Source organism: Amycolatopsis sp. NPDC005232 (assembly GCF_040607795.1).
Taxonomy (GTDB): Bacteria; Actinomycetota; Actinomycetes; order Mycobacteriales; family Pseudonocardiaceae; genus Amycolatopsis.
This window is the reverse complement of record NZ_JBEXHL010000012.1, coordinates 16211-42532: the sequence shown is the minus strand read 5'-3', so window position 1 is coordinate 42532 and position 26322 is coordinate 16211. Positions and strand designations below refer to the sequence as shown.

General features: G+C 69.5%; 29 protein-coding genes. 22 read left to right on the top strand and 7 right to left on the bottom strand.

The features are described from left to right. Positions 1 to 24 precede the first annotated feature (24 nt). Together ABZU76_RS23080 and ABZU76_RS23075 are read left to right on the top strand one after the other, a co-directional pair. Positions 25 to 918 (top strand): ABC transporter ATP-binding protein, encoded by an 894-nt coding sequence (locus tag ABZU76_RS23080; RefSeq protein WP_354872903.1) that lies wholly within the window; start codon positions 25 to 27, stop codon positions 916 to 918. Beyond that, a complete protein-coding gene (locus ABZU76_RS23075; RefSeq protein ID WP_354872899.1) occupies positions 915 to 2543 on the top strand; it encodes an ABC transporter permease in 1629 nt (542 codons plus the stop codon). Before ABZU76_RS23080 ends, ABZU76_RS23075 begins: the two co-directional genes overlap by 4 nt. Positions 2544 to 4133: 1590 nt before the next feature. Here the strand turns inward: ABZU76_RS23075 and ABZU76_RS23070 are convergent. After that, on the bottom strand, positions 4134 to 4694 hold the full coding sequence (locus ABZU76_RS23070; protein WP_354872896.1) for a TetR/AcrR family transcriptional regulator: 561 nt from the start codon (positions 4692 to 4694) through the stop codon (positions 4134 to 4136). 104 nt (positions 4695 to 4798) lie between these two features. On the opposite strand from ABZU76_RS23070, the gene ABZU76_RS23065 reads away from it, so the two are divergent. Further along, positions 4799 to 5593, top strand: a complete 795-nt coding sequence (locus ABZU76_RS23065; protein WP_354872893.1) for a nuclear transport factor 2 family protein — start codon at positions 4799 to 4801, stop codon at positions 5591 to 5593. Here the strand turns inward: ABZU76_RS23065 and ABZU76_RS23060 are convergent. From ABZU76_RS23060 to ABZU76_RS23050, 3 genes are all read right to left on the bottom strand, one after another. Then, positions 5559 to 6344 (bottom strand): metal-dependent hydrolase, encoded by a 786-nt coding sequence (locus tag ABZU76_RS23060; protein WP_354873315.1) that lies wholly within the window; start codon positions 6342 to 6344, stop codon positions 5559 to 5561. The two genes, ABZU76_RS23065 and ABZU76_RS23060, sit on opposite strands and share 35 nt — an antisense overlap. Positions 6345 to 6403: 59 nt before the next feature. Next, positions 6404 to 6757, bottom strand: a complete 354-nt coding sequence (locus tag ABZU76_RS23055) for an STAS domain-containing protein (RefSeq protein ID WP_220245742.1) — start codon at positions 6755 to 6757, stop codon at positions 6404 to 6406. Positions 6758 to 7014: 257 nt separating this feature from the next. Beyond that, positions 7015 to 7323, bottom strand: a complete 309-nt coding sequence (locus ABZU76_RS23050; protein ID WP_220245741.1) for a WhiB family transcriptional regulator — start codon at positions 7321 to 7323, stop codon at positions 7015 to 7017. A 151-nt stretch (positions 7324 to 7474) separates the two neighbouring features. On the opposite strand from ABZU76_RS23050, the gene ABZU76_RS23045 reads away from it, so the two are divergent. The 4 genes from ABZU76_RS23045 (at position 7475) to ABZU76_RS23030 (ending at position 10171) form a co-directional block, all read left to right on the top strand. Beyond that, positions 7475 to 7891, top strand: coding sequence for an anti-sigma factor (locus ABZU76_RS23045; RefSeq protein WP_220245740.1), 417 nt, complete (start codon positions 7475 to 7477; stop codon positions 7889 to 7891). Continuing rightward, positions 7888 to 8661, top strand: a complete 774-nt coding sequence (locus ABZU76_RS23040) for a SigB/SigF/SigG family RNA polymerase sigma factor (protein WP_354872888.1) — start codon at positions 7888 to 7890, stop codon at positions 8659 to 8661. Before ABZU76_RS23045 ends, ABZU76_RS23040 begins: the two co-directional genes overlap by 4 nt. A 67-nt stretch (positions 8662 to 8728) precedes the next feature. Then, positions 8729 to 9151, top strand: coding sequence for an ATP-binding protein (locus tag ABZU76_RS23035; protein WP_354872886.1), 423 nt, complete (start codon positions 8729 to 8731; stop codon positions 9149 to 9151). A 39-nt stretch (positions 9152 to 9190) separates the two neighbouring features. Continuing rightward, on the top strand, positions 9191 to 10171 hold the full coding sequence (locus ABZU76_RS23030; protein WP_354872883.1) for an aldo/keto reductase: 981 nt from the start codon (positions 9191 to 9193) through the stop codon (positions 10169 to 10171). Positions 10172 to 10340: 169 nt separating this feature from the next. On the opposite strand, the gene ABZU76_RS23025 is transcribed toward ABZU76_RS23030, so the two are convergent. The 3 genes from ABZU76_RS23025 to ABZU76_RS23015 all read right to left on the bottom strand — a co-directional run bounded on the left by ABZU76_RS23025 (position 10341) and on the right by ABZU76_RS23015 (position 12899). Next, the gene (locus tag ABZU76_RS23025) at positions 10341 to 11087 is read right to left on the bottom strand and encodes a 3D domain-containing protein (protein ID WP_354872881.1); all 747 of its coding nucleotides are present in this window, start codon (positions 11085 to 11087) and stop codon (positions 10341 to 10343) included. Positions 11088 to 11201: 114 nt separating this feature from the next. After that, positions 11202 to 11855, bottom strand: a complete 654-nt coding sequence (locus ABZU76_RS23020) for an alpha/beta hydrolase (RefSeq protein ID WP_354872878.1) — start codon at positions 11853 to 11855, stop codon at positions 11202 to 11204. A 387-nt stretch (positions 11856 to 12242) separates the two neighbouring features. Beyond that, the gene (locus tag ABZU76_RS23015; RefSeq protein ID WP_354872876.1) at positions 12243 to 12899 is read right to left on the bottom strand and encodes an HNH endonuclease family protein; all 657 of its coding nucleotides are present in this window, start codon (positions 12897 to 12899) and stop codon (positions 12243 to 12245) included. Between the two features lie 171 nt (positions 12900 to 13070). Here ABZU76_RS23015 and ABZU76_RS23010 point away from each other — a divergent pair, with 171 nt between their 5' ends. The 15 genes from ABZU76_RS23010 to ABZU76_RS22940 all read left to right on the top strand — a co-directional run bounded on the left by ABZU76_RS23010 (position 13071) and on the right by ABZU76_RS22940 (position 26314). Next, on the top strand, positions 13071 to 14123 hold the full coding sequence (locus tag ABZU76_RS23010; protein WP_354872874.1) for a tetratricopeptide repeat protein: 1053 nt from the start codon (positions 13071 to 13073) through the stop codon (positions 14121 to 14123). A 1192-nt stretch (positions 14124 to 15315) separates the two neighbouring features. Then, positions 15316 to 15930 (top strand): SIS domain-containing protein, encoded by a 615-nt coding sequence (locus ABZU76_RS23005; protein ID WP_354872872.1) that lies wholly within the window; start codon positions 15316 to 15318, stop codon positions 15928 to 15930. 47 nt (positions 15931 to 15977) lie between these two features. After that, positions 15978 to 16166, top strand: coding sequence for a HypC/HybG/HupF family hydrogenase formation chaperone (locus ABZU76_RS23000; RefSeq protein WP_220247300.1), 189 nt, complete (start codon positions 15978 to 15980; stop codon positions 16164 to 16166). A 19-nt stretch (positions 16167 to 16185) separates the two neighbouring features. Further along, complete coding sequence (locus ABZU76_RS22995; RefSeq protein WP_354872870.1) at positions 16186 to 16887, top strand: SIS domain-containing protein; 702 nt, start codon at positions 16186 to 16188, stop codon at positions 16885 to 16887. Beyond that, entirely contained in the window at positions 16884 to 17948 is a 1065-nt protein-coding gene (locus ABZU76_RS22990) for a hydrogenase expression protein HypE (RefSeq protein WP_354872868.1), read from the top strand. Before ABZU76_RS22995 ends, ABZU76_RS22990 begins: the two co-directional genes overlap by 4 nt. Before the next feature lie 13 nt (positions 17949 to 17961). After that, positions 17962 to 19752 carry a nickel-dependent hydrogenase large subunit gene (locus tag ABZU76_RS22985; RefSeq protein WP_354872866.1) on the top strand — a complete coding sequence of 597 codons (1791 nt, stop codon included), beginning with the start codon at positions 17962 to 17964 and terminating at the stop codon, positions 19750 to 19752. Positions 19753 to 19755: 3 nt separating this feature from the next. Continuing rightward, complete coding sequence (locus tag ABZU76_RS22980; RefSeq protein WP_220245728.1) at positions 19756 to 20322, top strand: NifU family protein; 567 nt, start codon at positions 19756 to 19758, stop codon at positions 20320 to 20322. Further along, positions 20319 to 20936, top strand: a complete 618-nt coding sequence (locus ABZU76_RS22975) for a DUF5947 family protein (RefSeq protein ID WP_354872864.1) — start codon at positions 20319 to 20321, stop codon at positions 20934 to 20936. The genes ABZU76_RS22980 and ABZU76_RS22975 overlap by 4 nt, the downstream gene beginning before the upstream one ends. Further along, the gene (locus tag ABZU76_RS22970) at positions 20929 to 21567 is read left to right on the top strand and encodes a DUF6084 family protein (protein WP_354872861.1); all 639 of its coding nucleotides are present in this window, start codon (positions 20929 to 20931) and stop codon (positions 21565 to 21567) included. Before ABZU76_RS22975 ends, ABZU76_RS22970 begins: the two co-directional genes overlap by 8 nt. After that, a complete protein-coding gene (locus ABZU76_RS22965; RefSeq protein ID WP_354872859.1) occupies positions 21564 to 22886 on the top strand; it encodes a hypothetical protein in 1323 nt (440 codons plus the stop codon). Before ABZU76_RS22970 ends, ABZU76_RS22965 begins: the two co-directional genes overlap by 4 nt. Then, complete coding sequence (locus tag ABZU76_RS22960) at positions 22883 to 23383, top strand: hydrogenase maturation protease (protein WP_354872857.1); 501 nt, start codon at positions 22883 to 22885, stop codon at positions 23381 to 23383. The genes ABZU76_RS22965 and ABZU76_RS22960 overlap by 4 nt, the downstream gene beginning before the upstream one ends. Positions 23384 to 23495: 112 nt before the next feature. Continuing rightward, a complete protein-coding gene (gene hypC, locus ABZU76_RS22955) occupies positions 23496 to 23768 on the top strand; it encodes a HypC/HybG/HupF family hydrogenase formation chaperone (protein ID WP_354872855.1) in 273 nt (90 codons plus the stop codon). A 16-nt stretch (positions 23769 to 23784) separates the two neighbouring features. Beyond that, positions 23785 to 24912: a hydrogenase formation protein HypD gene (gene hypD / locus ABZU76_RS22950; protein WP_354872852.1), complete on the top strand. Its 1128-nt coding sequence runs from the start codon at positions 23785 to 23787 to the stop codon at positions 24910 to 24912. After that, positions 24909 to 25985, top strand: coding sequence for a hydrogenase expression/formation protein HypE (gene hypE, locus ABZU76_RS22945; protein WP_354872850.1), 1077 nt, complete (start codon positions 24909 to 24911; stop codon positions 25983 to 25985). Before hypD ends, hypE begins: the two co-directional genes overlap by 4 nt. Beyond that, positions 25985 to 26314, top strand: a complete 330-nt coding sequence (locus ABZU76_RS22940) for a hydrogenase maturation nickel metallochaperone HypA (RefSeq protein WP_354872848.1) — start codon at positions 25985 to 25987, stop codon at positions 26312 to 26314. The genes hypE and ABZU76_RS22940 overlap by 1 nt, the downstream gene beginning before the upstream one ends. Positions 26315 to 26322: the final 8 nt, after the last annotated feature.

Genomic DNA, 26322 nt, shown 5'->3' with positions numbered 1-26322 from the left:
TGAAACGAGTGTAGCTTCCGAAACATGGGAAACGCCATCTCGATCTCCGGCCTTCACAAGTCGTTCGGCCGGACAAAGGCCCTCGACGGCCTCGATCTCCAGGTTCCCGTGGGGGAAGTCCACGGCTTTCTCGGCCCGAACGGCGCCGGGAAGTCCACCACTGTCCGGGTTCTGCTCGGGCTGCTGCACGCCGACGCCGGCGAGGTGAGCCTGCTCGACGGCGACCCGTGGCGCGACGCGGCGAGCCTGCACCACCGCCTCGCCTACGTGCCCGGCGACGTCAACCTCTGGCCCAACCTGTCGGGCGGCGAGGTGATCGACCTGCTCGGGCGCCTGCGCGGCGGGCTCGACCAGAGCCGGCGCAAGGACCTCATCGAGCGGTTCGACCTCGATCCGCGCAAGAAGGGCCGCACCTACTCGAAGGGCAACCGGCAGAAGGTCGCCATCGTGGCCGCGCTCGCGTCCACTGTGGACCTGCTGATCCTCGACGAGCCGACCTCGGGCCTCGACCCGCTCATGGAATCGGTGTTCCAGGAGTGCATCCAGGAGGAACGCGCGCAGGGCCGCACCGTGCTGCTGTCGAGCCACATCCTCGCCGAGGTGGAAGCGTTGTGCGACAAGGTGAGCATCATCCGCAACGGCCGCACCGTCGAGTCCGGCACGCTCGCCGAGCTGCGCCACCTCACCCGCACTTCGATCACCGCGGAGCTGGCCGGCCCACCCAACGGCCTGGCCAAGCTCGCCGACATCCACGACCTCGAGGTCACCGGCAACCGCGTGCGCTTCGACGTCGAGACGCGCTCGCTCGACGACGCGTTGCGCCAGCTCACGCAGGTGGGCGTGCGCAGCCTGGTGAGCCAGCCGCCGACGTTGGAGGAGCTCTTCCTGCGCCACTACACCGAAGGGGCCGGGAAATGACCGCGACCCTCACGAGGGCGCCGGCCACGAACACGGCGCTCGTCGGCACCTGGCACCTCACGCGGCTGGCGCTGCGGCGCGACCGTGTGATCCTGCCGATCTGGATCGTGCTGCTCAGCATCGTCCCGGCCGCCACGGTGTCGAGCTACGACCAGTTCTACCCCGACGCCGCCAGCCGCGCGGCGCTCACCGCGGGCGCCCTGGCCAACCCGTCGTTCTCCCTGCTCTACGGCCCGGCCTTCGACCTCACCACGGCGGGCGGTTTCATCGCGTGGCGCATGGGCGGGTTCCTCGCGCTGCTCATCGGGCTGATGGCTGTCTTCACGGTCACGCGCCACACGCGCGCCGAGGAGGACTCGGGCCGTGCGGAGCTGCTGGCGTCCACTGTGGTCGGTCGCTACGCGGCACTGACGGCGGCCGTCCTCGTGTCCGGCGCGGCGAGCGTGCTGATCGGCGTGATCCAGGTCGGCACCATGATCAGCGCGAAGCTGCCGGCCGACGGCGCGCTCGCCTTCGGCGCGGGCACGGCGCTGGCGGGCCTGGTGTTCACGGGCGTCGCGGCGGTGGCCGTGCAGCTCGCCGAGTACTCGCGCACGGCCAACGGCATCGGCACCGCCGTGATCGGCGTCGCCTTCCTGCTGCGCGGCGCGGGTGACTCGACGTCGGACGCCCACTGGCTCTCGTGGCTCTCGCCGATCGGCTGGTCGCAGCAGGTGCGCCCCTTCGCGGGCGAACGCTGGTGGGTGCTGCTGCTGCCCGTCGCGGCGACGCTGGTGCTCGGCGCCGCCGGCTACGCCCTCCTGCCACGACGTGACGTCGGCACCGGCTTGGTGCCGCCCCGTCCGGGGCCCGCGGGTGGTGCGCCTTCACTGCGCACGCCGTTCGCGCTGGCGTGGCGACTGCAACGCGGTCCTCTGCTCGGCTGGGTCATCGGCTTCGCCGTCGGCGGCGCGCTGTTCGGCTCCATCGCGAGCGGCATCTCCGGCCTCGTCGGCGACACCGAGCAGACGCGCCAGATCTTCGAGCGCCTCGGCGGTTCCGACGCGATCGTCGACGCGTTCCTCGCGACGATGGTGAGCCTGTTCGCCATGCTCAGCGCGCTGTACGGCGTGCAGGCGACGCTGCGGATGCGCACCGAGGAAACGGGCATGCGTTTCGAACCGCTCCTCGCCACCCGCGTCGGCCGCCTCCGGCTGGCCGCGAGCCACCTCGCGTTCGCCTACGTCGGGACGGCGCTGCTGGTGCTCGTCGGCGGGGTGCTGCTGGGCATTTCGCACGGCCTGCGATCCGGCGATGTCGGCGGTTCCGTGGCCGACATGCTGACGGCCGTGCTGGTGCAGGTACCGGCGACGTGGGTGATCGTTTCGGTGTGCACGCTGCTTTTCGGGCTGCTGCCGCGGTTCACCGGGCTTGCCTGGGCCGCGGGCGCGCTAGGGCTGCTGATCAGCCTGTTCGGGCCGGTGGTGAACGCGCCGCAGGCGGTGCTGGACGTTTCGCCGTTCCAGCACCCGCCGAAGCTCCCGGGCGCCGCTTTCACGGCGACGCCGATCGTGTGGCTGCTGCTGATCGCGGTGGTGTGCCTGGTGGTCGGGCTCTTCGGCTGGCGCCGGCGGGACGTGGGTTAGCGAACGGTCCCGTCGGGCCCCACGACCAGGCGGGCTTGGACTCCCGGTTCGCCGCACTGGCTCGCTCGGGGTGCCTGGGGGTGGACGGTCGTTCGCAGGGGTTCGCCGCCGTCGAACACGAGCTTGACGTCAACGGGCGCGGCGGGCAGTCCGGGGATCTCGACGAACCCGTACCGCCCGCCGGTCGGCACAGCCGATGCCGCGCAGGCGGTCGGGGTGCAGGTGGTGGGGCCGGGGGTGGTTGTTTGTCGGAGCTCCACCTGGCGCTGGGTGCACTGGGCGGCCCAGCACGCGGTCACTTCGGCTCGGCTGAACTGCCCTGCCGGCACATCGATGGCCAACCCTGCGGGCGCCGCGATGGCGGGGCACGTCGGCGGTGGTGGGCTGCAGGCGGTGAGGCCGAGCAGGAGAACGGCAGCGGCTAGGTGTCTTCGCACGTCAGCCAGACGTGCGGTACCGGCCGGCTGGTTGCATCCACCACTGCGGCGACGCGACGTTCGGCGCGATGGCCGACGTCGGCCCCAACGACGTCGGCGACCCCGACCCCGTCACCGGCGCCGGCGGCTCGCGGGTCACGGAGACTGTCGACGTCGTCGTGCTCGGCGGCGGCGGGGGTTCCGACATCGACTGCGACTGCGACTGCGGCTGCGTGACCGTCACCGGGGGTGGTGGCTGGCCCGTCACCGTCACCGTGACCGGTTGCGCAGGTGGCGGCGACGACGGAACGGACGAATCCGCCGGACGGGTCGGTGAGTTCCCGGCCACGAGGAGTGCCGCCACAAGCAGACCGACGGCAAAGCCGGCCAGCCCGGTTACGACGACAGAACCCCAGGTCGGAGCCGTGTTGGACAAACCGGCACCTCCCTCGCCGAGCCGACGCGCGGGTACGAGGAGTAGTCGCGTTGATCTTATGCGCCGTTACAGACTGTGCAAGTTGAGCTGGTTTGACTCAGGTTTGTGATCAGGTGGCATCGCGCCGCAGGTTCGAGGTGCTCGGAGAGGTGGCCCGGCTGGCCTGGCCAGGAGCAAACGTTGTTCAGTACCACCGGGTTTTGCCGATTTCGTCTCGCCACCGGCGCCGCCCCTCGCGACCCTGCCGCTCTGACGGCACTCGCACCGGCACCACGGCTCTTCACCGCCGCCGCAGCGCCCCGCTCGACGCTCGCCAAGTGCCGTTTGCGAGGCGCTCACCAGGCAAAACCCCCGCCCTCCCAAGGGGGGCGTCCCATCTCCATTCTACCGGCAGGTGGCGGCGGGGCCGTTGAAAAGCTGCGCAGAGGGCCGAGTTGTCCACAACTCGGTGTCACTGTGGATAACTCGGGCGATCGCGAGGGCGAGCTCGGCGTGTTACGGGGACAGGTCACGGAGAGTCGAGGGTGGCGGGGGTCGAGGTTGGCTGCGGCGCAGCGAGCTCCGGATCCTGCCGAACCAACCGCACGAAGGCCGTCGAGCACGACGCGGACCCGATCCTGACAGCCGGGCGAATAGCCCTCCACCACAAGGCCCCAGCAATGAGCGCACGCATGTCGCCACCCGTCGAGGTCGGCGCGGACGGCGCCCACGGCCTACTCACTTCACCACAGCGGAGACTCAGGAACTCGCCGAACCAACCACACGCAGACCGTCAAGCAGAACACGAACCAGATGATGACTACCCGGCGAATACCGCTCCACCGCCAAAGCACCGACGATCAGCGCACGCAGGTCATCCCCATCGAGGTCGGCGCGAACCGCTCCCGCCGCCTGTGCGCGTTCGAGCAGGGCGGCGAGATTCGTACGGAACTCCGTGCCGATCTCGGCCTTGTACGCCGAGCCCGTGGTGGCGCCGAGGGCTTCGCAAATCGCGCGGTTGAGGGAGGCCTGCTTGATCACGCGGGCGAAGTAGTCGTAGAACGCCGCGCCCGGGTCTTCGGCGTCCGCCAGTGACCGGGCCTCCGCGGCGAACTGCTCCAGGCGCTCCAGCACCACGGCCTGGAAAAGCGCCTCCTTGCTGGGAAAATGCCGATAAACAGTGCCCGCGCCGACGCCCGCGAGCCGCGCGATGTCGTCGAGGGGCACGGCCAGCCCGTCGGCCGCGAAGGCCTCCTCGGCGGCAGCCAGCACCCGCGCCCGGTTGCGGCGTGCGTCGGCGCGCAGCAGTGGCTTGTCCACGGGCGTCCTCCTCGATCTCGTTGACAACCGGAGCGCTCACTCCGTATCGTGGGAACCGGGTGCACCGTTCCGATTCAACCCTATTCTTCCTCGGAGAAGTCCTGATGAGCCGAACCGTGTCCGAAATCTCGCAGCTCTTCGTCCGCAGCATGCAGACGCTCGACCCTGGGCCGCTCGCCGACGTCTTCGCCGCCGAAGCCGTGTACGAGCTCCCCTTTCACGGCCACCGCGTCGAAGGCAGGGAAGCGATCCTGGCGACGCTCGGCGACGGCACCATCCGAGCCCGTGCGCTCGGGCTGGACTCCGTGCGGGTCGGCATCCGCGAACTGGCCGACGGGTTCGTCGCGGAGCTCACCGTCGAGGGCCGCAATCCGCACACCGGTGAGAGCTACGGGTTTCCGTCGTCGGTCGGGCTGGTTACCGTCCACAATGGAGAGATCACGACGTACCGCGATTTTCCCAACACCGCGGCGGCGCACACCATGACCGGTGCTGCGACAGTGTTCCAGCGATTCCTGGACGCGTCCGTGGAGAACCGCTGGGACGACCTGGCGGATCTCTACGCCGAGGACGTCGTGCTGGAAATGCCCTTCACCCCGGCCGGAGTGCCGCGCCTGACGCACGGGCGCGAAGAGCTGCGCCGCCGGTTCCGCGCCGCGGGTTCCGTGCGCCGGATGACCGAGGCGGACAACGTCGTCGTGCACGAAACCACCGACCCGGCCGTGCTGGTCACGGAGTTCGACCTCCACGGCGAGTTCGGTGGCGAAGCGTTCGTCTCGTCGTACGTGATGGTGCTGACCATCCGCGACGGCAAGATCGCCCACACCCGCGACTACACGGACACCGCCGCGGCAGCGAAGCGGATCACTGCGTCGCAGTCTGCGCCGCCGGTGGGCTGAAGAGCCGTTCGGCCGTCGAGGTCGTCCAGCCCCACACGCCGGGCACCAGAAGCACTCCCACCACAACGAAAATGGGGAACACCAACCGCGTCTCCACCTTTTTGCCCGTCCGTAGCCGGAAAACCTTCGGTGGCCGGATTTCGTACCAGGTCTCGCCGGCGATCGGCAGCGGGAAGAGGAACGGGCAGCCGGACTCCGTCAGCGAGTCGCCGAGGCAGTGCACGAAACACCCGGCCGCCACGGCGATCCCGAGCCAGCCCGAGATCTGCTGCAGCTGCGCGGCGTGGTCGGGCGGCGCGGTGAAGTACCACCACAGGATGGCGCCGACGCTGACCGGCAAGAGCCAGTCGCCCAAGGCGCCCTCAGCGAGCAACAGCCCGAAGACCACGACGCCGAACACCGCCCACGGGCCGCCGGCCGCGGTGCCCGCCGACGTTGCCAAGCCGAGGCCCGCGGCGAAGAGCACGGTGTGCGACAGGTGGCGGTGCTTGCCGGTCACCTTCTCGTCGCGGGGGCCCTTCGTCAGTGCGTACACGGCCGACGAAACGCGGCGCAGGAGCCACGACAACGCGCCCGTCAGCCAGCCGAGGAGACGGGACGCGCTGGCGCCGGGGTGGTCGAGGTCGGGGAGCAACGCGAAGCCGGCCGTGGTGGCGGCGAAGACCGCCGCCTGGTGCAACGAACCGGCGCCGACCGCGGGCGCGAGGGCGAGGCCCGCGCACCAGCCGGTCAGGGCGTGGGTGCGCCCCATCATCGTGGATCTCCCCCAGGTCGCGAGCGGAATTCAGGTCCGCGCGACCGTATCGGGGATCAGGCGGGCGGTTCCTCCGACACGCTCAGGTGTTCGGCCACTCCCGTGAGCTCGATGACGCGGCTCACAGCCGAGCTGGGGACCACCGCGAGCTCGACGTCCTGCTCACGAGCCTGCCGCTGGGCGTGCAGGACCACGTTCAACGCCGAGGAGTCGAAGAAGGTCACCCCGGTCAGGTCGGCCACCACGCGCTGCGAGCTCTTGTCCGCGATCAACCCGGCAAGGGCTTCCTGCAGCTGCGGGCTGGTGAGCAGGTCGAGCTCACCGTTGACCACCACCCGCGGCTCGGCGGCCTCGGTGTCCAGCGTGATGCCGAACCCGGGAGGGGTGGCGTTCTGGTCGGCTGCGGGCATGCAGTTTCTCCTCGTCAGGCGCTGCTGCTGCTGCGCCGGTACGCGCCTGTATCTCAAGCGGCAACCGTTCACGGTTCCAGGCATCTGGAAAGTCCAACCCTAACCCAGTGGGTGACTGCCGCCGCGTCGGCCGCCACTGTCCCGGACAACGGCACGGGCGGGCAAGAGCCGGACGGCGGCATGGTCATTCCGGCGAACGGCCGCGCGCACAGCGACCCGCGTGCCGGCGGGGCACGCGGGGCAGGTTCGGGGCTGGGTCAGGCGGACAGCGGGTCGCGCTTGGCGGCGCGGCGTTCACGCATGAACAGCTCACGGCGCTCGATCTCGCCGAGGCCGCCCCAGATGCCGTACGGCTCCTGTACGGTCAGGGCGTGCTTACGGCACTGCGCCAGCACGGGGCAGGTCTGGCAGATCGCCTTCGCGCGCGACTCACGACGCTCGCGTGCGGACCCACGCTCGTTGTCGGTGTGGAAGAACAGACTGCTGTCCGCGCCACGGCAGGAACCTTGCAGCTGCCACTCCCACTCCTCGGCGACCACGTTGGGCAGCCGGCTCACGTCAGCCATCTCGTCCCCACCTTTCCCGGGATCAGCACTTCGACCGCTACATGCCCGCCGGTCGCGCGAATCAAACCCGGGTTTGGTTTGCTCACACCCCGGGCATGAGCAGACCGGGCAGCACAGCACACGGCCGAGTGAGCCGGAGAGAGGACCGCACGTGGAGGACAACGCCCCGCTCGATCGGGAGGACGCCCAGCTCATCGAGGTGCGGACGGCGGCCATCCCGCACGTGGTGCCCACGCTGCGCACGATCGTCGCGGACATCGCGATGCGCCAGGACTTCGACCTCGACGCGGTGGAAGACCTGCGGATGGCGGTGGACGAGGCGTGCTCGATGCTCCTGCCGTCCGCGGCCGACGGCAAGCTGACCTGCGTCTTCTCCTGGATCGAGGGGCGCATCGAGGTCACCGTGTCGGTGGTCGCCGACACCCCGGACCACGGTGACGACACCGGTCTGTCCTGGCAGCTGCTCACGGCGCTGGCCACGTCGGCGCGACGCACGGTGACCCCGGCCGACGGCCGGTACCTCTCCCGGGTTCAGCTCGTCCGGGAGAGTGAGGTGGCGCGCCCGTGACCACCCCCGCCGAAGGCGACGAGACCGATGTGGCGTCGCTGTTCGACGAGCTGGCCCAGCTGCCCGAAGGCTCCCCGCGCCGTGAGGAGATCCGGGACAGACTGGTGCGCGAGCACCTGGAGCTCGCCCGCAACCTCGCGCGGAAGTTCCGCAACCGCGACGAGGCCATGGACGATCTGGTGCAGATCGCGACGGTCGGCCTGATCCACGCCGTCGACCGCTACGACCCGACGCAGGGCACCGACTTCCTGGCGTTCGCCGTCCCCACCATTTCGGGTGAACTGCGCCACCACTTCCGGGACAACAGCTGGTCTGTGCGGGTGCCGCGGCGGCTGAAGGAGCTCAACGCGTCCATCTCCGCCACGCGCGAGGAGCTCACCGTGCGGCTCTCGCGCGCGCCGCGCCCGAGTGAGATCGCGCAGCACCTCGGCGTGCCGATGGAGGACGTCTACGAAGGCCTGCGCGCCGGCCAGGGCCGCTACGGCGCTTCGCTGGACAACCTGCTGGAGAACTCCGCGCACACACGCTTCGGCGCGCCCGACGCGAACCTCAGCCAGGCGGAGCTGCGCGAGGCGCTGCGGCCCATGTTGGAGAGCCTGCCGGAGCGGGAGCGCAAGATCGTCGCGCTGCGGTTCGGGTCGGGGATGAGCCAGTCGGACATCGCCCGCCGCGTGGGCGTTTCGCAGATGCAGGTGTCGCGCCTGCTCGCGTCGACGCTGAAGAAACTGCGCACCGGACTGGTCGAGACGGACATCACCGAGGGCACCTGATTCGGGGTCCCCCCGCTTGGGTAGTAAGCCGGTGCGAGTAACGGACAGGTCGGGAGGGGTGGAAGCCATGACGACGTCGAAGATGCCGACGCGAGGCACCACGACACCCGCCACCGTGCGCCTGGCGCTCCCGGACGACGTCACCGCGCCCGCGATCGCCCGCCACGCTGTTCGCGCCAAGCTCGATGAGCTGGCGGTGGGCTGCGAATGGCGGGACGACATTCTGCTGGCGACGTCCGAGCTGGTGACCAACGCGTTCGAGCACGGTGAGCGGCCGGATCGGCTGGAGCTGCGGCTGTCGGAGGGACGGCTGGTGATCTGCGTCTTCGACGCCGGCCAGGAGGTGCCGCGCCTCAAGGAGCCCTCCCCGGAGGCGGCGCGCAGCCGGGGGCTGCAGCTGGTCCACGTGCTGTCGCAGGAGTGGGGCTACGAGCCGTGCGCGGGCGGGAAGTACGTCTGGGCAGCGTTCGCGGTGGGACCGGTCGCGTGAGTGCTCGCGGTTGATCAGGGTCCGCTTAGGATCGCTTGTATGGAGACTCGCAAGATCACCCGGCTGGGGCGTGAGGTGTCTGCCGTCGGCCTCGGGTGCTGGCAGCTCGGCGCCGACTGGGGCACCGTCGACGAAACCGAGGCCATGGGCGTGCTGCACGCGGCGGCCGACGAGGGCGTCACGTTCTTCGACACCGCCGACGTCTACGGCGACGGCCGCAGCGAGACGCTGGTCGGTCGCTTCCGCAAGGAGCGTGGTGACGGCGTGTTCGTAGCCACGAAGATGGGCCGCCGCGCCGAGCAGGTACCGGAGAACTACGTCGAGAAAAACTTCCGCGAATGGAACGACCGGTCCCGCCGGAACCTCGGGATGAACACGCTGGACCTCGTCCAGCTCCACTGCCCGCCGACCGCCGTGTACTCGTCGGATGCCGTGTATGACGCGTTGGACCGGATGGTCGACGAGGGCCGGATCAAGGCTTACGGCGTCAGCGTCGAGACGTGCGACGAGGCGTTGACGGCGCTTTCGCGGCCGAATGTCGCTTCGGTGCAGATCATCCTGAACTGCCTGCGGCTCAAGCCGCTGGAGCGCGTGCTGCCGACGGCGGTGGAGACGGGCGCCGGGATCATCGCGCGGGTGCCGCTGGCGTCGGGTCTGCTGTCCGGGCGCTACACGGCCGCGACGACGTTCGGGACCGACGACCACCGCAACTTCAACCGCCACGGTGAGGCGTTCGACGTCGGCGAGACCTTCTCGGGGGTGCCGTTCGAGGTCGGGCTGGAGGCCGTGGAGCGCCTGCGCGGGCTGGTGCCGGAGGGGCAGACGCTGGCGCAGTTCGCGCTGCGCTGGATTCTGGATCAGCTGGGGGTTTCCGTGGTGATCCCGGGCGCGCGCAACGCCGAGCAGGCGCGGGGGAACACGGTTGCGGCCGGGCTGGCCCCGCTGCCGGAAGAAGCGGCGGCCGGAGTGCGGGCCACGTATGACGAGCTGATCCGGCCGTTGGTGCACGACAAGTGGTGACGGAGTTCGACTGCGCCTGGTAGCGATCCGTCGCGGGGCGGGATTGTCGCTGCAAAAGCCTTGCGCGACAACGCTTCTCAGTATTGCCAGTCGGCTGAAGGTCCGTGAAGGGCACCTTGAGGGAATCCGAGTCCCTGAAGGTGCCCTTCACCGCTTTACTTGACCGGCCTTATTCGACAGTGAGCGTCAGCCGTTGCACGCCCCAGTCGTTGGCCTGGTTGCCGGGCAGCCAGACGTCCAGGATGTCGTCCTTGATCCAGCTGCCGATGTCGGCCGCGTAGCAGTGGCCGTAGCCCGGGACGGAAATCCGGGTGCCCCAAGGGATGTTGCGGGCGTCGACGGCGCAGAAGCCCGGGCCGGCCTGGTAGCCGAGGGCGGTTTGGGCGACGTCGTTGTAGGCGGTGACGCGGTAGTTGAGCGTGGTGCCCTTGGCGAGGGCGTAGGGGGTCAGCTGACCTGACGAACCCACGCGGTACGCGGTGGAGATCTGGCCGAGCGAGCCGGGCGAGTTGTCCTCGGCGGTCATGGCGTAGAGCTGGTAGTTGGCGTTCTGGCAGGGGCTCGCGTCGGTGACCTGGAGCGTCGGCTGGCCCCAGTCGCTGATCCACTGCAGGGCCTGGCCGTTGCGGAACGCGCGATACGCCTTGGCGCCCGGCACGCGGGAGAACGTGAAGGTGACCTTGCCGTCGCCGCCGAGGCCGCCGGAGACGCCGGTGGGCGCGGGCAGGCGGTTGCTCACGTTGACCGCGCCGACGAGGGAGCCCGGGCCGTGGCCTCCGGAGACGGGGCGGTCGGGGATCGGGCCGGTGTAGAAGTGCTGGCACGCGGGCAAAGTCGCGGCGCTGGCCGTCGCGACGGGGACGGTGACGAGCGCGCCGAGCGCGAGCACGGCGGCGCTGAGGGCTCTGAGTTTCACTTTTCGGAACCTCCAGTGGGGACCGGGGTGGAGGAACCGTGCACGGGAGACCGACGTTAGGGATCGCCGAGCCAGCCCGTCAATAGGTCTGGACCATTTGGCGGCTCCGCGGTGTCAGAGCGTGGCGAAATACCGCTCGAGCCGCTCGGCCAGCTCAACCGGACGGCTCAACGCGACGCTGTGGGACCCGTCGATCTCGTCGGCCTCGAAGCCGAGCCGCTCACGCGCGACGCGCCGCTGCAGCTCGGGCGAGAAGAACTTGTCGTCGCGGCAGAGGAGCACGCGCGTGGGGATGTCGGGCAGCCGCGCGTCGGGCCACGGGTCGTCCCACTCCGCGCTGAGCTGGTCGCGGCTGCGGCTCAAGGCTTCTGCCGCCAGCTCGGGTGGGACGTCGCCGAGGTAGGTCTCCGTCTCGGTGAGGCCTGAGCCGGGGCCTTCGAACCCGACGTTGCCCCACCACTGCCCCGGCGCCTCCCCGGGCGCGGGCACCATGCCGGCGAGGAAGACGAGCAACCGCGCGTTTTCCAGCCTCGCAGCGGCCAAGGGAGCGGTGAATCCGCCGTAGGAATGCCCGACCACGACGATGTCCGGCCTCCCGTCCACCGCCGCGGTGGCCGTGGCCGCGAAGTCCGCCAGCTTCGCCTCGGGGTTCCCGATCGGCAGGTCCGGGGCGACGGCTTCGTGGCCGCGCCGCCGCAGCTCGTCGACGACGAGGTGCCAATCCCAGCCGCTGCCACCACCGCCGTGGATGAGGAGGAAGGTCGCCATGCCGGGGACAGTAACCGAGCGGTCTGACAATTCCGGCCGGCGCGACTCGGCTACAGGTCCGAATCCGTCCGGAACGCTCAACGTGGCACCGCAAACGGGGCAGTTCGGCGCGACCGCGCTCGCCCCGTTGCCGAGCACACAACGCACGCAGAACACCGTCGGACGGCTCAGGCACTGGTCGCCGCACCGGCGGCAGTAGCCCATCCCGCGCAGGGTCTCCGGCGCCTGCCGGTGGCCAAGGTACGCGGCGTGCGGGAGGTGGACTTCGCCCTCTCCGGCTCGGCCGGGTCAGCCGAGGACCATAGCGAGCCTGTTGTGCCCGTCGGCGTCGTCAGGCGCCAGCTCGACGCACCTCGTCAACGGCGCGGAGGGGTCCCGTGGCGGAGATCAGCTCGCGGCCGGGCAGCGGCCCAGCATGTCCTGCAGCGCCGTCTTCTCCCCCGTCGTGATGGTGAGGCCGTAGAAGTGCTTCACGGTCACCCAGTCCGTCGCGTAGGTGCACCAGAACGACACCAGCGGCGGCTTCCACTCGTCGGGCGCCTTGTCACTCTTCTGTTGGTTGAGGTTGTCCGTCACGGCGAACAGCTGGGGGCGCGTGAGGTCGTTGGCGAACTGCTCGCGTTTGTCCTGGGGCCAGTCGCGCGCGCCGCTGGCCCAGGCCTGGCCGAGGGGCACCATGTGGTCGATGTCGACGTCGCCGGGTTTGGTCCAGGTCTCGGCGTCGTAGACGCTGAACCAGGTGCCGGACGTCGGGTTGCAGTCGGTGCCGGCCTTGACGTCCTTGCCGTCGCGCTTGAGCACGAGCTCGCGCGTGTTGCAGTTGTGCCCCTGGTTGTCCCAGTGCGGGAATTTGTCACGGGAATAGCCGGACATCGACGCGCGCGGCGCGATTTTCAGCTCCGCCAGCTGCTGCGTGACGTCGGCGGGCTCGGCACCCGTGGGCTCGGCGCCGCTTTGCCGTCCGGCGTACCAGATCCCGGCGACAGCCACCACGAGAACCACGACGACCAGCAGAATCCGCTGGGTGGGAAACGTCCGGGCCATGCGCGCGTGATCCTCTCGACAGGTTCGGGAGGCGGCAGTATGCCCGGCGCGAAGCCCGTGACCGCGCCGACACTCTCAGCTGCGCGCGAACCGTGTCCGGGACCACGGTGTCACGTCCGCGCCGCGCCGAGCGACTACCGAGGTGAGGACAGGCGGAAGGGAGCGTGGCCGATGAGCGGGCGGCTGCGGAAGTGGAACTCGCGCGTCGACGACTACCTGCAGCGCAAGGCCGCGGAAGGCGGCAACGTCGTCGCGATGACACGCCTCGGAGCGGCGCTGCGAGAACGGGGCGAGGCAGCGGAGGCCGAGACGTGGTTCCGTCGCGCCGCGGCCGGCGGCGACCGCATCGCGATGACCGCGTTGGCGAACCTCCTGGCCGAGCGCGGCGTGCTCGACGAGGCCGAACGCTGGTACCACGAGGCCGCTCACGCCGGCGAGCCGCGCGGGATGCTGGGGCTCGGGCGCGCGTACGAACGGCGCGGCCGGTTCGAGGACGCCGAGTACTGGTTCCACGAGGCCGCCGTGACCGGTGACGTCGAGGCGATGGGCGCGCTCGGGCACCTGCTCGCCGAACGCGGCCGCTACGACGAGGCCGAGGACTGGTGCCGCCGCGCCGCGAGCGCGGGCAACACGTCCGCGATGATCGACGTCGGCATCGTCATGCGCGAACGCGGCCGCTACAGCGAGGCCACGCGCTGGTGGCGCGAGGCCCTCGCCGACGGCGACCTCTCGGCGACGTGCCTGCTCGGCCGCCAGTCCGAACGCTTCGGCAAGGTCCAGGACGCCGAATCCTGGTACCGCCAGGGCGCGACCTCCGGCAACGTCGAGGCCACCGTCCGGCTGGGCCTGCTCCTGCACCGCCGCGGCGACGTCGACGAGGCCGAAGCCTGGTACCTCGACGCGGCCGAAGCCGGCGACGCCGCCGCGATGACCAACCTCGGCGTCCTGGCCCGCAACCGCGGCGACGAGGGCGAAGCGGCGGCCTGGTACCGCAAGGCGGCGGAGCACGGGAGCATTCCGGCCCTGACGAACCTCGGGCACCTCGCGGAAGCGCGCGACGAGCTGGCGAAGGCGGAACGGTTCTTCCGCGCGGCGGCGGAGACCGGGGATGTGCAGGGGATGTTGAGCTTGGCGCGGATGCTGCAGGCGCGCGGGGCGGTGGAGGAGGCGGATACATGGTTGTCGCGGGCGGAGGAGTCTCAGGGGGAGCATGACCGCGCTTGACGACGGGTTCGGGAACCGGCTGGGCACGAGGCCTCGTTGAGCCGCCGGACAGAGACACGCAGCCGCGCCCTCCCGGGCAGGGTTCCGGCAGAGACTTTTGGCCTGGGTGCAGGGTGGGCGCGGCTCCTGGTTGGTCAGGTGAGCCCGCCGGGTCGACGGCGACATCCTCGACGACGTGATCAGCAGCCGGCTTGCCGAACACGACACCACTAACACCGACCTGGCCGAGACCGCGCGGGCAACGATCGCGGCGGGCGGCACGTCCCTGCGCGCCACACCGGCATTCATCTGCTTGCCGCGTTCACCCACAAGACGGCAACGGCGGCGGGTCAACGCCAGCTTCCGATCGGCAGCGGCGAACTCACCTGGTTTCCATCGCTGCTGGACCGGATCGACCCGGCCGGACGAGCAGTCACCGCCGACGCCCTGCACACCGCCGCCGAACATGCCCCCGCTACCGGCATCAACACGGCGCGGACTACGTGTTCACCGTCAAGGAGAACCAACACCATCTCCACGGCCTGCTCGACACCTGCCCTGGCGCGAGATTTCCGCCCACATCATCGGCGGAAGCGGGCACGGCCGCAGCGAACGCCGCACCATTCAGCCCACACCTCTGGGCGAATTCCTCGGCTGCCCGGCAATCGACTTCCCACACGCCACCCACGCGTTCCTCATTGAGCGCCACAGCACCTATCAACGCTCCACTCCCGCCGCGCACGGCTCACCAGCCTCACCGGCCACTACGCCCACCCTGCCCACATCGGACAGCACGTCCGCAGCCACTGGCACATCGACAACACACTCCCCCGGGTCCGCAACCTCACCGACAGAGAAGATCAATCCCGAGCCCGCACCACCCCCGCACCCGCACCCCGCCTCATGGCCAGCCTGCGCAACCTCGCCACCAACGCACACCGACAAGCCGGACGGACACACAACCCCCGCCCTCCCAGGGGGGCGTCCCCGTCCCATTTTATCGGGCCCTACCGACCATTCCGGGAAAGCGACGCCCAAAGGGCGCAGTTATCCACAGCTCCAAGCGGCTGTGGATAAATCGAAGAATCAAGATCAACGTCAGCCACCACATGGGTGAATTACTGCCCATTACCGCAGTCTATTGTGTGATCCAATTCACAGCTCTAATGTGGGAAGGGACTGCTCCCACCACCGAGCGCAGGGAAGTGCCGCCATGGTCGGCTCTCCGAGTACTTCTTCCGGTGCGGTGGCGGCGCTTTTCGAGCGCCGCGTCGTGCCGGGTAGAGAGCTGGGCGGGCAAGCGGAGGCGGTGGCCCAGGCGTGTCACGCAATGGCGCGGCGGTTCCACCGCGGCGGGAAGCTCGTGGTGTTCGGCAACGGGGGCGCCGGCACCGATGCGCAGCACGTGGCCGTGGAGTTCGTGCACCCCGTGATCGTCGGAAAGCGGGCGTTGCCGGCGATTTCGCTGACGGCCGACGTCGCGACCCTCACCAGCGTCGCGAACCGCCAAGGGCTCAACGAGATTTTCGCCTACCAGATCAAGTTCCTGGCCGAGCCGCAGGACATCGCGCTCGGCATCTCGTCCGACGGCGACTGCGCCAACGTCCGGCGCGGCCTCGAAGCCGCCCATGAGCTGGGGATGCTCACCATCGCGCTCACGGGCGGGACCGGCCCGGGCACCATCACGGCCGACCACGTGCTGCGAGCGCGCTCCGACGACCCCCGCGTGGTCAAGGAAATCCACGTCACGACCTACCACGTCCTGTGGGAACTCGTGCACGTGTTCTTCGAACAGCCCGGCATCCTCGCACCGGAGGTGGCGTCGTGAACGCCCGTGACGCCGACAGAGCACCAGCCCCCGCCTGTCACGACGGGGTGTGCATCACCTGTTCCGATATCGCAGTCGAAGTGACCGTCGTCGAACTCCTGGACCTCGGGTTCGCAGTCGTGGATACCGGCCAAGGCAGGGAAGAAGTGAGCGTCGCACTGGTGCAAGCCGGTGTCGGCGATCGCATCCTCGTCCACGCCGGCGAAGCCATCGCACGTCTGGAGATTCCCGAATAGCCGAGGGAGTTGAGCGGCCATGGCAAGGGATTCCGTGGGCGCGAGTGGACTCGAGGAGCTGTACCCGTTCCTGTACTCGGGTACGAGCGATCTCGATGCCGTCCTGACCCAGGTCCGGCAGTCCACTGTGGAGAAAGCCCGCGAAATAGTCGCGCTGCGCCGCCAGGTTCTCGAGACCGACGGCGAGCGCCTCGCCGCGTGCGCGCGGGACCTCGCGCAGGCGTTCGCCGGCGGTGGCCGCCTGCTGGCCTTCGGCAACGGCGGCAGCTCCACCGACGCGCAGGACCTCGCGAGCCTGTTCCTCAGCCCCGACAGCCTCGACAGCCCAGACGGCGACGCGAGGCCACTGCCCGCGTTCGGCCTCACCAACGACATCGCGGTGGTCACCGCCCTGTCCAACGACATCGGGTTCGACGTCGTGTTCTCCCGGCAGGTCGCCGCGTTCGGCCGCCGTGGCGACATCGCCGTGGGCCTGTCGACCAGCGGGAACTCGGCGAACCTGCTGTCCGCGTTCGACGAGGCCGCGCGCCGCGGCCTCGTCACCGTCGGCATCGCCGGGTACGACGGCGGCAAGATGGCCGAGCTGCGCTCGATCGACCACCTCTTCGTGGTGCCGTCGCCTTCCGTGCACCGCATCCAAGAAGCCCAGACGACCCTTTACCACGCACTGTGGGAACTCACCCTCGGTGCGCTCGACGACCTCGAGGGTGAACAGCCGTGACCCAAGCCCAGGAAACCCCCGCCCAAGAAGAAGAGAAGCCCATCCACATCCTGTGGATCAACGCCGGACTGTCCTGCGACGGCGACTCGGTCGCGCTGACCGCCGCCACGCAGCCGAGCATCGAGGAGATCGTGCTCGGCGCGCTGCCCGGCCTGCCGAAGATCCAGGTGCACTGGCCGCTGATCGACTTCGAGTGCGGTCCGGACAAGGGCGCCGACACGTTCATCGAGTGGTTCTACAAGGCCGACCGCGGCGAGCTGGAACCGTTCGTGCTGGTCGTGGAGGGGTCGATTCCCAACGAGGCCATCAAGGCCGAGGGCTACTGGTGCGGCTTCGGCAACAACCCCGCGACCGGCCAGCCGATGACCACCAGCGAATGGCTCGATCGCCTGGCGCCCAAGGCACTCGCCGTGGTCGCGGCCGGCACCTGCGCCGCGTACGGCGGAATCCACGCCATGGAGGGCAACCCGACGGGCGCGATGGGCGTGCCCGACTACCTGGGCTGGGACTGGAAGTCGAGTGCCGGCCTGCCGATCGTCTGCATCCCGGGCTGCCCGACGCACCCCGACAACTTCTCCGAGACGCTCACCTACCTGCTCTACCAGGCCGCCGGCCACGCGCCGATGATCCCGCTCGACGACCACCTCCGTCCACAGTGGCTCTTCGGCGCGACAGTCCACGAGGGGTGCGATCGCGCCGGCTACTACGAGCAGGGCCAGTTCGCCGAGGAGTACGACTCGCCGAAGTGCCTGGTGAAGCTCGGCTGCTGGGGCCCGGTCGTGAAGTGCAACGTGCCCAAGCGCGGCTGGATCAACGGTGTGGGCGGCTGCCCGAACGTCGGCGGCATCTGCATCGGCTGCACCATGCCCGGCTTCCCGGACAAGTTCATGCCGTTCATGGACGAGCCACCCGGCGCTCACGTCTCCTCGCTCGCGAGCGGCGCGTACGGCTCGGTGATCCGGCGCCTGCGCAAGATCACCGAACGCAAGGCCGATGCCGAACCCAAGTGGCGGCACAAGGGCAAGCAGCTCGAGACCGGCTACCGCTCCTCCTGGCGCTGAAAGGGAACGGGACATGACGCAGACACAGCCCAAGAGCGGCGGCAAGGCCAAGACCGACCTCGTCGAGATGGCGTGGGACCCGATCACGCGCATCGTCGGCAGCCTCGGGATCTACACGAAGATCGACTGGGCGGCCAAGAAGGTCGTGGAGTGCCACAGCACGTCTTCGGTCTTCCGCGGCTACAGCATCTTCATGAAGGGCAAGGACCCGCGCGACGCGCACTTCATCACCAGCCGCATCTGCGGGATCTGCGGCGACAACCACGCCACGTGCTCGGTCTACAACCAGAACATGGCCTACGGCGTACGCCCGCCGCACCTCGGAGAGTGGATCATCAACCTCGGCGAGGCCGCCGAGTACATGTTCGACCACAACATCTTCCAGGAGAACCTGGTCGGCGTCGACTACTGCGAGAAGATGGTGGCCGAGACCAACCCCGGCGTGCTGGAGCTGGCCAACCGCACCGAGGCGCCGCACGCGCGCGACCACGGGTACAAGACCATCGGCGACATCATGCGTTCGCTCAACCCGCTGGAGGGCGAGTTCTACCGCGAGGCCCTACAGGTCAGCCGTTCCACACGCGAGATGTTCTGCCTCATGGAAGGCCGCCACGTCCATCCGTCCACTTTGTACCCGGGCGGCGTCGGCACGATCGCGACGGTGCAGCTGTTCACCGACTACCTCACCCGGCTGATGCGCTACGTCGAGTTCATGAAGCGCTGCCTGCCGATGCACGACGACCTGTTCGACTTCTTCTACGAAGCCATTCCCGGTTACGAAGAGGTCGGCCGCCGGCGCATCCTGCTCGGCTGCTGGGGCAGTCTCAACAACCCGCAGTACTGCGACTTCACCTACGAGAACATGGAGTCGTGGGGCCGCAAGATGTTCGTCACACCCGGCGTCGTCGTCGACGGCAAGCTGGTCACCACGAGCCTGCTCGACATCAACCTCGGCATCCGGATCCTGCTCGGCTCGTCCTTCTACGAAGACTGGGAGGGCATGGAGAAGTTCGTGACGCACGACCCGCTGGGCAACCCCGTGGACGCGCGCCACCCGTGGAACCAGCACACGATCCCGCGCCCGCAGAAGCGCGACTTCGACGACAAGTACTCGTGGACGATGTCGCCGCGCTGGTTCGACGGCACCGACCACCTCGCGCTCGACACCGGCGGCGGCCCGATCGCCCGGCTGTGGGTCACGGCGCTGGCCGGCCTCGTGGACACCGACTACGTGAAGTCCACCGGCCACAGCGTGGTGATCAACCTCCCGCGCACGGCCACGAAACCCGAGGTCAGCTTCGAGTGGAAGATCCCGAAGTGGAGCAACGCGATCGAGCGCAACCGCGCCCGGACGTACTTCCAGGCATACGCCGCCGGGCTCGCGCTGCACTTCTGCGAGCAGGCGCTCGCCGAGGTCCGCGGCGGCCACACGAAGACGTGGGAGCCGTTCACGGTGCCCGAGGAAGGCGTGTCGTGCGGGTTCACCGAGGCGGTGCGCGGGGTCCTTTCGCACCACATGGTGATCAAGGGCGGCAAGATCGCGAACTACCACCCGTACCCGCCGACGCCGTGGAACGGCAGCGTGCGCGACTCCTTCGGCACGCCGGGCCCGTACGAGGACGCGGTGCAGAACACGCCGATCTTCGAGGAGAACACGCAGGAGAACTTCAAGGGCATCGACATCATGCGCGCCGTGCGCAGCTTCGACCCCTGCCTACCGTGCGGCGTGCACATGTACACCGGCAAGGGCAAGACGCTCGACCGGATCCACACCCCCCACGCATTCGGCGGAGAGGTGTTCTGAACCATGACGGAGCGCGACATCGGCCAGGTCGGCGAACGCATCGAGCAGCTCCTCGGTGAGCTCGCGGCGGAGGCGGGCAGCACCGTGGCGGACAGGGCTGAGGACCTCGTCCACACGCTGCTCGAGTTCTACGGCGCCGGCCTGACGACGATCGTGTCCGTCCTGCGAGAGGACGTCGCCGGCGAGGTGCTGCTGGAGCGCCTCGCCGGCGACGACCACGTACGTGGGCTGCTGGTCCTCCACGACCTGCACCCGAAGTCCACTTTGGACCGTGTCAGCGAGGCGCTCGACGAGGTGCGGCCCTACCTGGGTTCGCACTCCGGAGACGTCGACATCGTCGGCATCGACGCCGAAGGCGTGCTGCGGCTGCAGCTGCAGGGCACGTGCGACGGCTGCCCGTCTTCGACCGTCACGGCGAAGATGGCGATCGAACGCGTGGTGCGCGAGGCCGCGCCGGAGCTCACCGACGTCGTCGTGGCCGGGGTGGTGCCCGAAGAGACCGGCCCGGGCGGACGTCCGCTGCTGCCGCTCGAAGCGATCGAGTGCCCGGTCCCCGTGGAGCAGGCATGACGGGCGGTCTGCGCAGGTTCCTGACGCCGGCCGAGCGACCGGCGCGCGGTGAGAGGTGCGAGCTGTGCACGGAGCCGATCGGCATCGGCCACGGACACGTGATCGACCTCGAATCCCGCACCATCATGTGCACCTGTCGGGGCTGCTACCTCCTGTTCACCCACACCGGTGCCGGCGGCCTGCGCCACCGCGCGGTGCCGACCCGCTACCGGCACGCCGCACGGTTCCCGGCCGGCGCGACGCTGTGGGAGACAGCCGGGATCCCCGTGCGGATGGCGTTCCTGTTCTACAACTCGGTGCAGGACCGCGCGGTCGCGTTCTACCCGAGCCCGGCCGGCGCGACGGAGTCGCTGCTGCCGTTGGACACGTGGACGGAGCTGCTGCAGGAGGAGCCCGAGTTCGCCACCGTGGCCCCCGACGTGGAAGCGGTGCTGATCAACAAGCACGACGTCGGGTTCGAGGCCTTCCTCGTGCCCATCGACGTGTGTTACGAGCTCGTCGGCCTGGTCCGCCTGCACTGGCGCGGATTCGACGGCGGCGACGAAGCGCACGAAGCCATCGACAGCTTCTTCGCCGACCTTCGCGCCCGCGGAGAGGTCGCCGCGGATGGCTGAGCTCACCTTCGACTGCCTGGACGTGCGCCCGGTGAAGTACGCGGCGTCGCCGACGCTCGCGTTCAGCATGAAGATCACCGAGCTCACCGCCCAGCCGATTCACGCGCTGGTGCTGCGGGTGCAGCTGCGGATCGAACCGCAGCGCCGCCGCTACAGCAGCGGGGAGGCGGAGCTGCTCACGAACTTGTTCGGCGACCCGGCACGCTGGGGCGAGACGCTGCGGCCGTTCCAGTTCGCGACCGTGGCCGTGATGGTGCCCAGCTTCACGAGCACCACGGAGTTCCAGCTCGAAGTGCCCTGCACGTACGACCTGGAAGTGGCTGCCGGCAAGTACTTCCACGCGCTCGCCGACGGTGTGATTCCGCTCGTGTTGCTGTTCAGCGGCACGGTGTTCGCGAAGGGCGGCCCGGGGTTCTGGGTCGAGCCCGTGCCGTGGCACACCGAAGCCGAGTGCCGGATGCCGATCGCCGCGTGGGACGAGCTGATGAACCAGTACTTCCCCAACGTCGCGTGGCTGAAGCTGCACCGCGAGACCGTCGACGCGCTGCTGCGGTACAAATCGCGCCACGCGATCCCGACGTGGGACGCGGCGATGGAGCACCTGCTGGCGAACGTGGGTGATGGCCTGTGACCAGCGTGTTCGACCAGGCGCGCGCCGTCGGCGACGCCGTGCTGTACGAGGGGTACCTGCTCTACCCGTACCGCGCGTCGGCGCGGAAGAACCGCGTGCGCTGGCAGTGGGGTGTGCTGATGCCGCCAACGTATGCGTCGGAGGAGCGCGGCGAGTACGCGACTTCGCGCACGGAGTGCCTGCTGGAGCCCCGTAAGCACACCTCGGTGCACCTGACGCTGCGGTTCCTGCAGGCCCAGGAACGCCTGGTGCACGACGGCCACGGGTTCGTCGACTCCGTGACCGTGGCCGGCAAGGACTACACGACGTGGGACGAAGCCGTGGAGCACGAGCTGAACTTCGTGGTCCCCGTGGCCGACCTGCTCGCGCAGCCCGTGGAGCTGCCGTTCTCCGTGCCGCCGGCCGAGACGCGCGAGTGCGTGGGCGACCACTGCACGCTCGTGCGCCGCTCCGGCGAGCTGACCGGCGCGCTCACGGCTCGCCTCGACGCGCTCGACGGCCCCTTCGGCGGCACGCGGCTGCGACTGGACCTGCGCAACACGAGTACGTGGCCGTCGGACGGCGTCCGCGAATCGGCGCTGCGCAGGGCGTTGCTCGCCGCGCACGTGATCCTGGCGGTGGACTCGGGCCACTTCCTCTCGATGCTCGACCCGCCCGAATGGGCGAAGCCGGCCGTCGAGGCGTGTGTGAACGAGCGCGTGTGGCCGGTGCTGATCGGCGGGTCGTCGCGAAGCGGGGTGATGCTGGCGTCCCCCATCATCCTCTACGACGACCCGTCGATCGCGCCCGAAAGCCCAGGTGAGCTCTTCGACGGCACGGAGATCGACGAGATCCTGACGCTGCGCACGATGGCGCTCACCGACGAGGAGAAACGCCAGGCCCGCGCGACGGATCCCCGGGCGGGCGCGTTGCTGGACCGCGTGGACGACCTGCCGCAGGAGCTGCTCGACCGGCTGCACGGGACGGTGCGGTACCTGCGTTCGGTGACCGGCGAGGAAACCGATCTGCCTGCGAACCCCGAGGTGCCCTGGTGGGGCCCCGGAGCCGACGCGTCCGTCTCCCCGGAGACCGACGGCGTCGTGGTCGCCGGCGTCCGCGTGGCCGCGGGCTCGCGCGTGCGGCTGCACCCGAACCTGCGTGGCGCCGACGCGCAGGACATGTTCCTCACCGGCCGCGTCGCCACCGTGCGCGCGGTGCTGTCCGATGTGGACGGAACCACGCACGTGGCCGTGACACTCGACGACGATCCGGGCGCCGACCTGCAGAACGCCCACGGCCGCTTCCGCTACTTCTCCCCCGACGAGCTGGAGCCGACATGAGACCGCAGGTGATGGTGGCGGGGATCGGCAACATCTTCCTCGGCGACGACGGCTTCGGCGTCGAAGTGCTCAAGCAGCTCGAACACGAAGAGCTGCCGGAGTGGGTGCAGATCGCCGACTACGGCGTCTCCGGCCTGCACCTGGCCTACGACCTGCTCGGCGGCTACGACACCACGATCCTGCTCGACGCGACACCGCACGGGGCCGAGCCGGGAACGTTGTCGCTGATCGAGGCCGACGTCGACGCGATGGCTTCGGCGCCCGTGATCGACGCCCACGGCATGCAACCCGAAGCCGTGTTCCGCCTGCTGCGGCTGCTCGGTGGCGACGCGGGGCGCGTGCTGATCGTGGGCTGCGAGCCGAAGTCGGTCGAGTCCGGGATCGGGCTCAGCAACGAGGTCGCGGCGGCCGTGCCCGCGGCCGTGCGTGCGGTGAAGGAACTGGCGTGGGGCACCACCCCGCGTCTCCCGGAACACACCCTCAAGACGGAGGTCTGACCATGTTCAAGCGGTTGCTGCTGCTGATCGTGCTCATCGGTGTGGTGGCGTGGGTCGCCCGGCTGGTGAAGCCGGACGTGCAGCGTTATGTCGACATGAGCCGGAAATAGCCGTGTGCCTCGGCATCCCGGGCGAGATCATCGAGATCAGCGAGGAACGACCGGACCTCGCGAAAGTCTCGGTGTGCGGGGTGAAGCGGGCCATCAACATCGGCCTGCTCGCCGACGACCCACCCGCGCCGGGTGAGTGGATCCTCATCCACGTCGGGTTCGCACTGTCCAAAATAGACGAGGAGGAGGCCGCCGCGGCGCTGGAGTTCCTGGAGAGCATCGGGAAGGCGTACGAGGACGAGATGGCCGCCCTCCTCGAATCTCGGATCGACTGATCGATCAGGAGGAACCATGCGGTTCGTCGACGAGTTCCGGGACGCGGACAAGGCGCGGGCGCTGTCAGCCAAGATCACCGCGCTGTGCGAGCCCGGCAGGCACTACAAGTTCATGGAGGTGTGCGGGGGCCACACGCACACGATCTACAAGCACGGCCTCGAGGACTACCTGCCCGAGAGCGTCGAGCTCGTGCACGGCCCGGGCTGCCCGGTGTGCGTGATCCCGATGGGCCGCATCGACGACGCGATCAGCATCGCGCGCCGCCCCGGGGTGCTGATGACCTCGTTCGGCGACATGATGCGCGTGCCGGGTTCGGGCGGGAACTTCTTCGACTCCAACGCCGAGGGCACCAACATCCGCATGGTGTACTCGCCGCTCGACTCGCTGAAGATCGCCCGGCAGAACCCCGACCTGCAGGTGGTCTTCATGGCCATCGGGTTCGAGACGACCACGCCGTCGACCGCGATGACGCTGCTGCGCGCGGCCGACGAAGGCCTGCCGAACTTCTCGGTGTTCGCCAACCACGTGACGATCGTGCCGGCCATCAAGGCCATCCTCGACTCACCCGACCTGCGGCTCGACGGGTTCCTCGGCCCGGGCCACGTTTCGACCGTGATCGGCTGCCGGCCGTACGAGTTCATCTCGCGCGACTACGGCAAGCCCGTGGTGGTGGCCGGGTTCGAGCCGCTGGACATCCTGCAGTCGATCTACCTGTTGATGGTGCAGCTGTCCGAAGGCCGCGCCGAGGTGGAGAACCAGTACTCGCGCGTGGTGCCGTGGGACGGCAACCTCGTGGCGCTCAAGGTGATCAACGAGGTGATGGAGCTGCGGCCGTACTTCGAGTGGCGCGGCCTCGGGTTCATCTCGCACTCGGCGATGCGCGTGCGCGAGAAGTACGCGGCGTTCGACGCCGAGCGTCTCTTCGACGTGCCCGGCGTGCGGGTGGCGGATCCCAAGGCGTGCCAGTGCGGTGAGGTGCTCAAGGGCGTGCTGAAGCCGTGGGAGTGCAAGGTGTTCGGCACCGCGTGCACGCCGGAGACGCCCATCGGCACCTGCATGGTCTCGCCCGAAGGCGCGTGCGCGGCGTACTACAACTTCGGCCGGTTCAGCCGCAAGCGCGTGCGGGAGGCGAGCCACGCATGACCACCACGGGACGCGAGCAGCAGGTGCTCGACCGCATCGAACGCGCCCGGCGGCGGCGCGCGAAGGTGCGCGAGGAGCGCATCACGCTGTCCCACGGCTCGGGCGGCAAGGCCACGCACACGCTGATCGAGGCAGTGTTCCTCGACGCGTTCCGCAACCCGCTGCTCGAGCCGCTGGAGGACGCGGCCGCGCTCGCCATCGGCGGGGCGCAGCTGGCGCTGACCACGGACTCGTTCGTGGTGTCGCCGCTGTTCTTCCCCGGCGGCGACATCGGCGACCTGGCCGTGAACGGCACGGTCAACGACCTCGCCGTGTCCGGCTCGCGGCCGCTGTACCTCACGGCCGGGTTCATCCTCGAGGAAGGCTTCCCGGTCGAGGACCTGCTGAAGATCGTCGACTCGATGAAGGTGGCGGCGCTCGCGGCCGACGTGCAGATCGTCACCGGGGACACGAAGGTCGTGCAGCGCGGCAAGGGCGACGGTGTGTACATCAACACCGCCGGCATCGGCGTCTCGATCCGTTCGGGACTGGGGGTTTCCTCGGTTCAGCCGGGCGACGCGGTGCTGGTGTCCGGGCCGATCGGGGACCACGGTGTCACGATCATGCTGGCCCGTGGCGAGCTGGACATCGACGCCGACCTCGAGTCGGACACCGCCCCCGTCCACGGGCTGGTGGCGGGACTGCTCGCGGCGGTGCCCGGCGTGCGCGCGATGCGCGACGCGACCCGCGGCGGCGTGGCGACGATCCTCAACGAGGTCGCGGCCGGCGCGCAGGTTTCGGTGATCGTGGACGAGAACGCCGTGCCCGTACGCGACGAAGTGCGCGGCGCGTCGGAGCTGCTGGGCATCGACCCGCTGTACGTCGCGTGCGAGGGCCGGATCGTGACGTTCGTCGACGGCGAGCAGGTCGACGCCGCGCTGGCCGCGCTGCGTTCGCACCCGCTCGGCGCGGAGGCGGCGGTGATCGGCCGCGTGGCCGATGATCCACCGGGCCTGGTGCTGCTGAACACGGCGTTCGGCGGCACGCGGATCGTGGACATGCTGGTGGGCGACCCGCTGCCGAGGATCTGCTAGTGCACGAGATGTCGATCACGCAGAGCGTCGTGGACGCGATCGTCTCGCGGCTGGGGTCTCAGGCCGTGCGCAGTGTGCGGCTGGAGATCGGGCGGCTGTCCGGTGTGGTGCCGGACAGCGTGCGGTTCTGCTTCGACGTGGTGTGCGCGGGGACGTCGTTGCAGGGCGCGGAGTTGGAGATCGACGAACCGCCCGGGCGGGCCGCGTGCCGCGACTGCGGGGTGGAGTTCGGGATCGACGACCCGATCCTGCTGTGCGCGTGCGGCAGCGCGAACGTCGAGGTGCTGGCAGGACGGCAGCTGCGCATCAAGTCCGTGGAGGTGGTTTGAGGTGTGTG

Bases quoted from the DNA above. Each gene is read 5' to 3' on its own strand.
- ABZU76_RS23065 (WP_354872893.1), top strand. From the start codon at position 4,799: ATGAGCCGAACCGTGTCCGAAATCTCGCAGCTCTTCGTCCGCAGCATG.
- ABZU76_RS23060 (WP_354873315.1), bottom strand. From the start codon at position 6,344: ATGGGGCGCACCCACGCCCTGACCGGCTGGTGCGCGGGCCTCGCCCTC.
- ABZU76_RS22975 (WP_354872864.1), top strand. From the start codon at position 20,319: ATGACGGGCGGTCTGCGCAGGTTCCTGACGCCGGCCGAGCGACCGGCG.
- ABZU76_RS23020 (WP_354872878.1), bottom strand. From the start codon at position 11,855: ATGGCGACCTTCCTCCTCATCCACGGCGGTGGTGGCAGCGGCTGGGAT.
- ABZU76_RS22995 (WP_354872870.1), top strand. From the start codon at position 16,186: ATGGCAAGGGATTCCGTGGGCGCGAGTGGACTCGAGGAGCTGTACCCG.
- ABZU76_RS23005 (WP_354872872.1), top strand. From the start codon at position 15,316: ATGGTCGGCTCTCCGAGTACTTCTTCCGGTGCGGTGGCGGCGCTTTTC.
- ABZU76_RS23035 (WP_354872886.1), top strand. From the start codon at position 8,729: ATGACGACGTCGAAGATGCCGACGCGAGGCACCACGACACCCGCCACC.
- ABZU76_RS23015 (WP_354872876.1), bottom strand. From the start codon at position 12,899: ATGGCCCGGACGTTTCCCACCCAGCGGATTCTGCTGGTCGTCGTGGTT.
- ABZU76_RS23030 (WP_354872883.1), top strand. From the start codon at position 9,191: ATGGAGACTCGCAAGATCACCCGGCTGGGGCGTGAGGTGTCTGCCGTC.
- ABZU76_RS23050 (WP_220245741.1), bottom strand. From the start codon at position 7,323: ATGGCTGACGTGAGCCGGCTGCCCAACGTGGTCGCCGAGGAGTGGGAG.
- ABZU76_RS23075 (WP_354872899.1), top strand. From the start codon at position 915: ATGACCGCGACCCTCACGAGGGCGCCGGCCACGAACACGGCGCTCGTC.
- ABZU76_RS22960 (WP_354872857.1), top strand. From the start codon at position 22,883: ATGAGACCGCAGGTGATGGTGGCGGGGATCGGCAACATCTTCCTCGGC.
- ABZU76_RS23010 (WP_354872874.1), top strand. From the start codon at position 13,071: ATGAGCGGGCGGCTGCGGAAGTGGAACTCGCGCGTCGACGACTACCTG.
- hypD (WP_354872852.1), top strand. From the start codon at position 23,785: ATGCGGTTCGTCGACGAGTTCCGGGACGCGGACAAGGCGCGGGCGCTG.
- ABZU76_RS23080 (WP_354872903.1), top strand. From the start codon at position 25: ATGGGAAACGCCATCTCGATCTCCGGCCTTCACAAGTCGTTCGGCCGG.
- ABZU76_RS22970 (WP_354872861.1), top strand. From the start codon at position 20,929: ATGGCTGAGCTCACCTTCGACTGCCTGGACGTGCGCCCGGTGAAGTAC.
- ABZU76_RS23055 (WP_220245742.1), bottom strand. From the start codon at position 6,757: ATGCCCGCAGCCGACCAGAACGCCACCCCTCCCGGGTTCGGCATCACG.
- ABZU76_RS22985 (WP_354872866.1), top strand. From the start codon at position 17,962: ATGACGCAGACACAGCCCAAGAGCGGCGGCAAGGCCAAGACCGACCTC.
- ABZU76_RS22980 (WP_220245728.1), top strand. From the start codon at position 19,756: ATGACGGAGCGCGACATCGGCCAGGTCGGCGAACGCATCGAGCAGCTC.
- hypE (WP_354872850.1), top strand. From the start codon at position 24,909: ATGACCACCACGGGACGCGAGCAGCAGGTGCTCGACCGCATCGAACGC.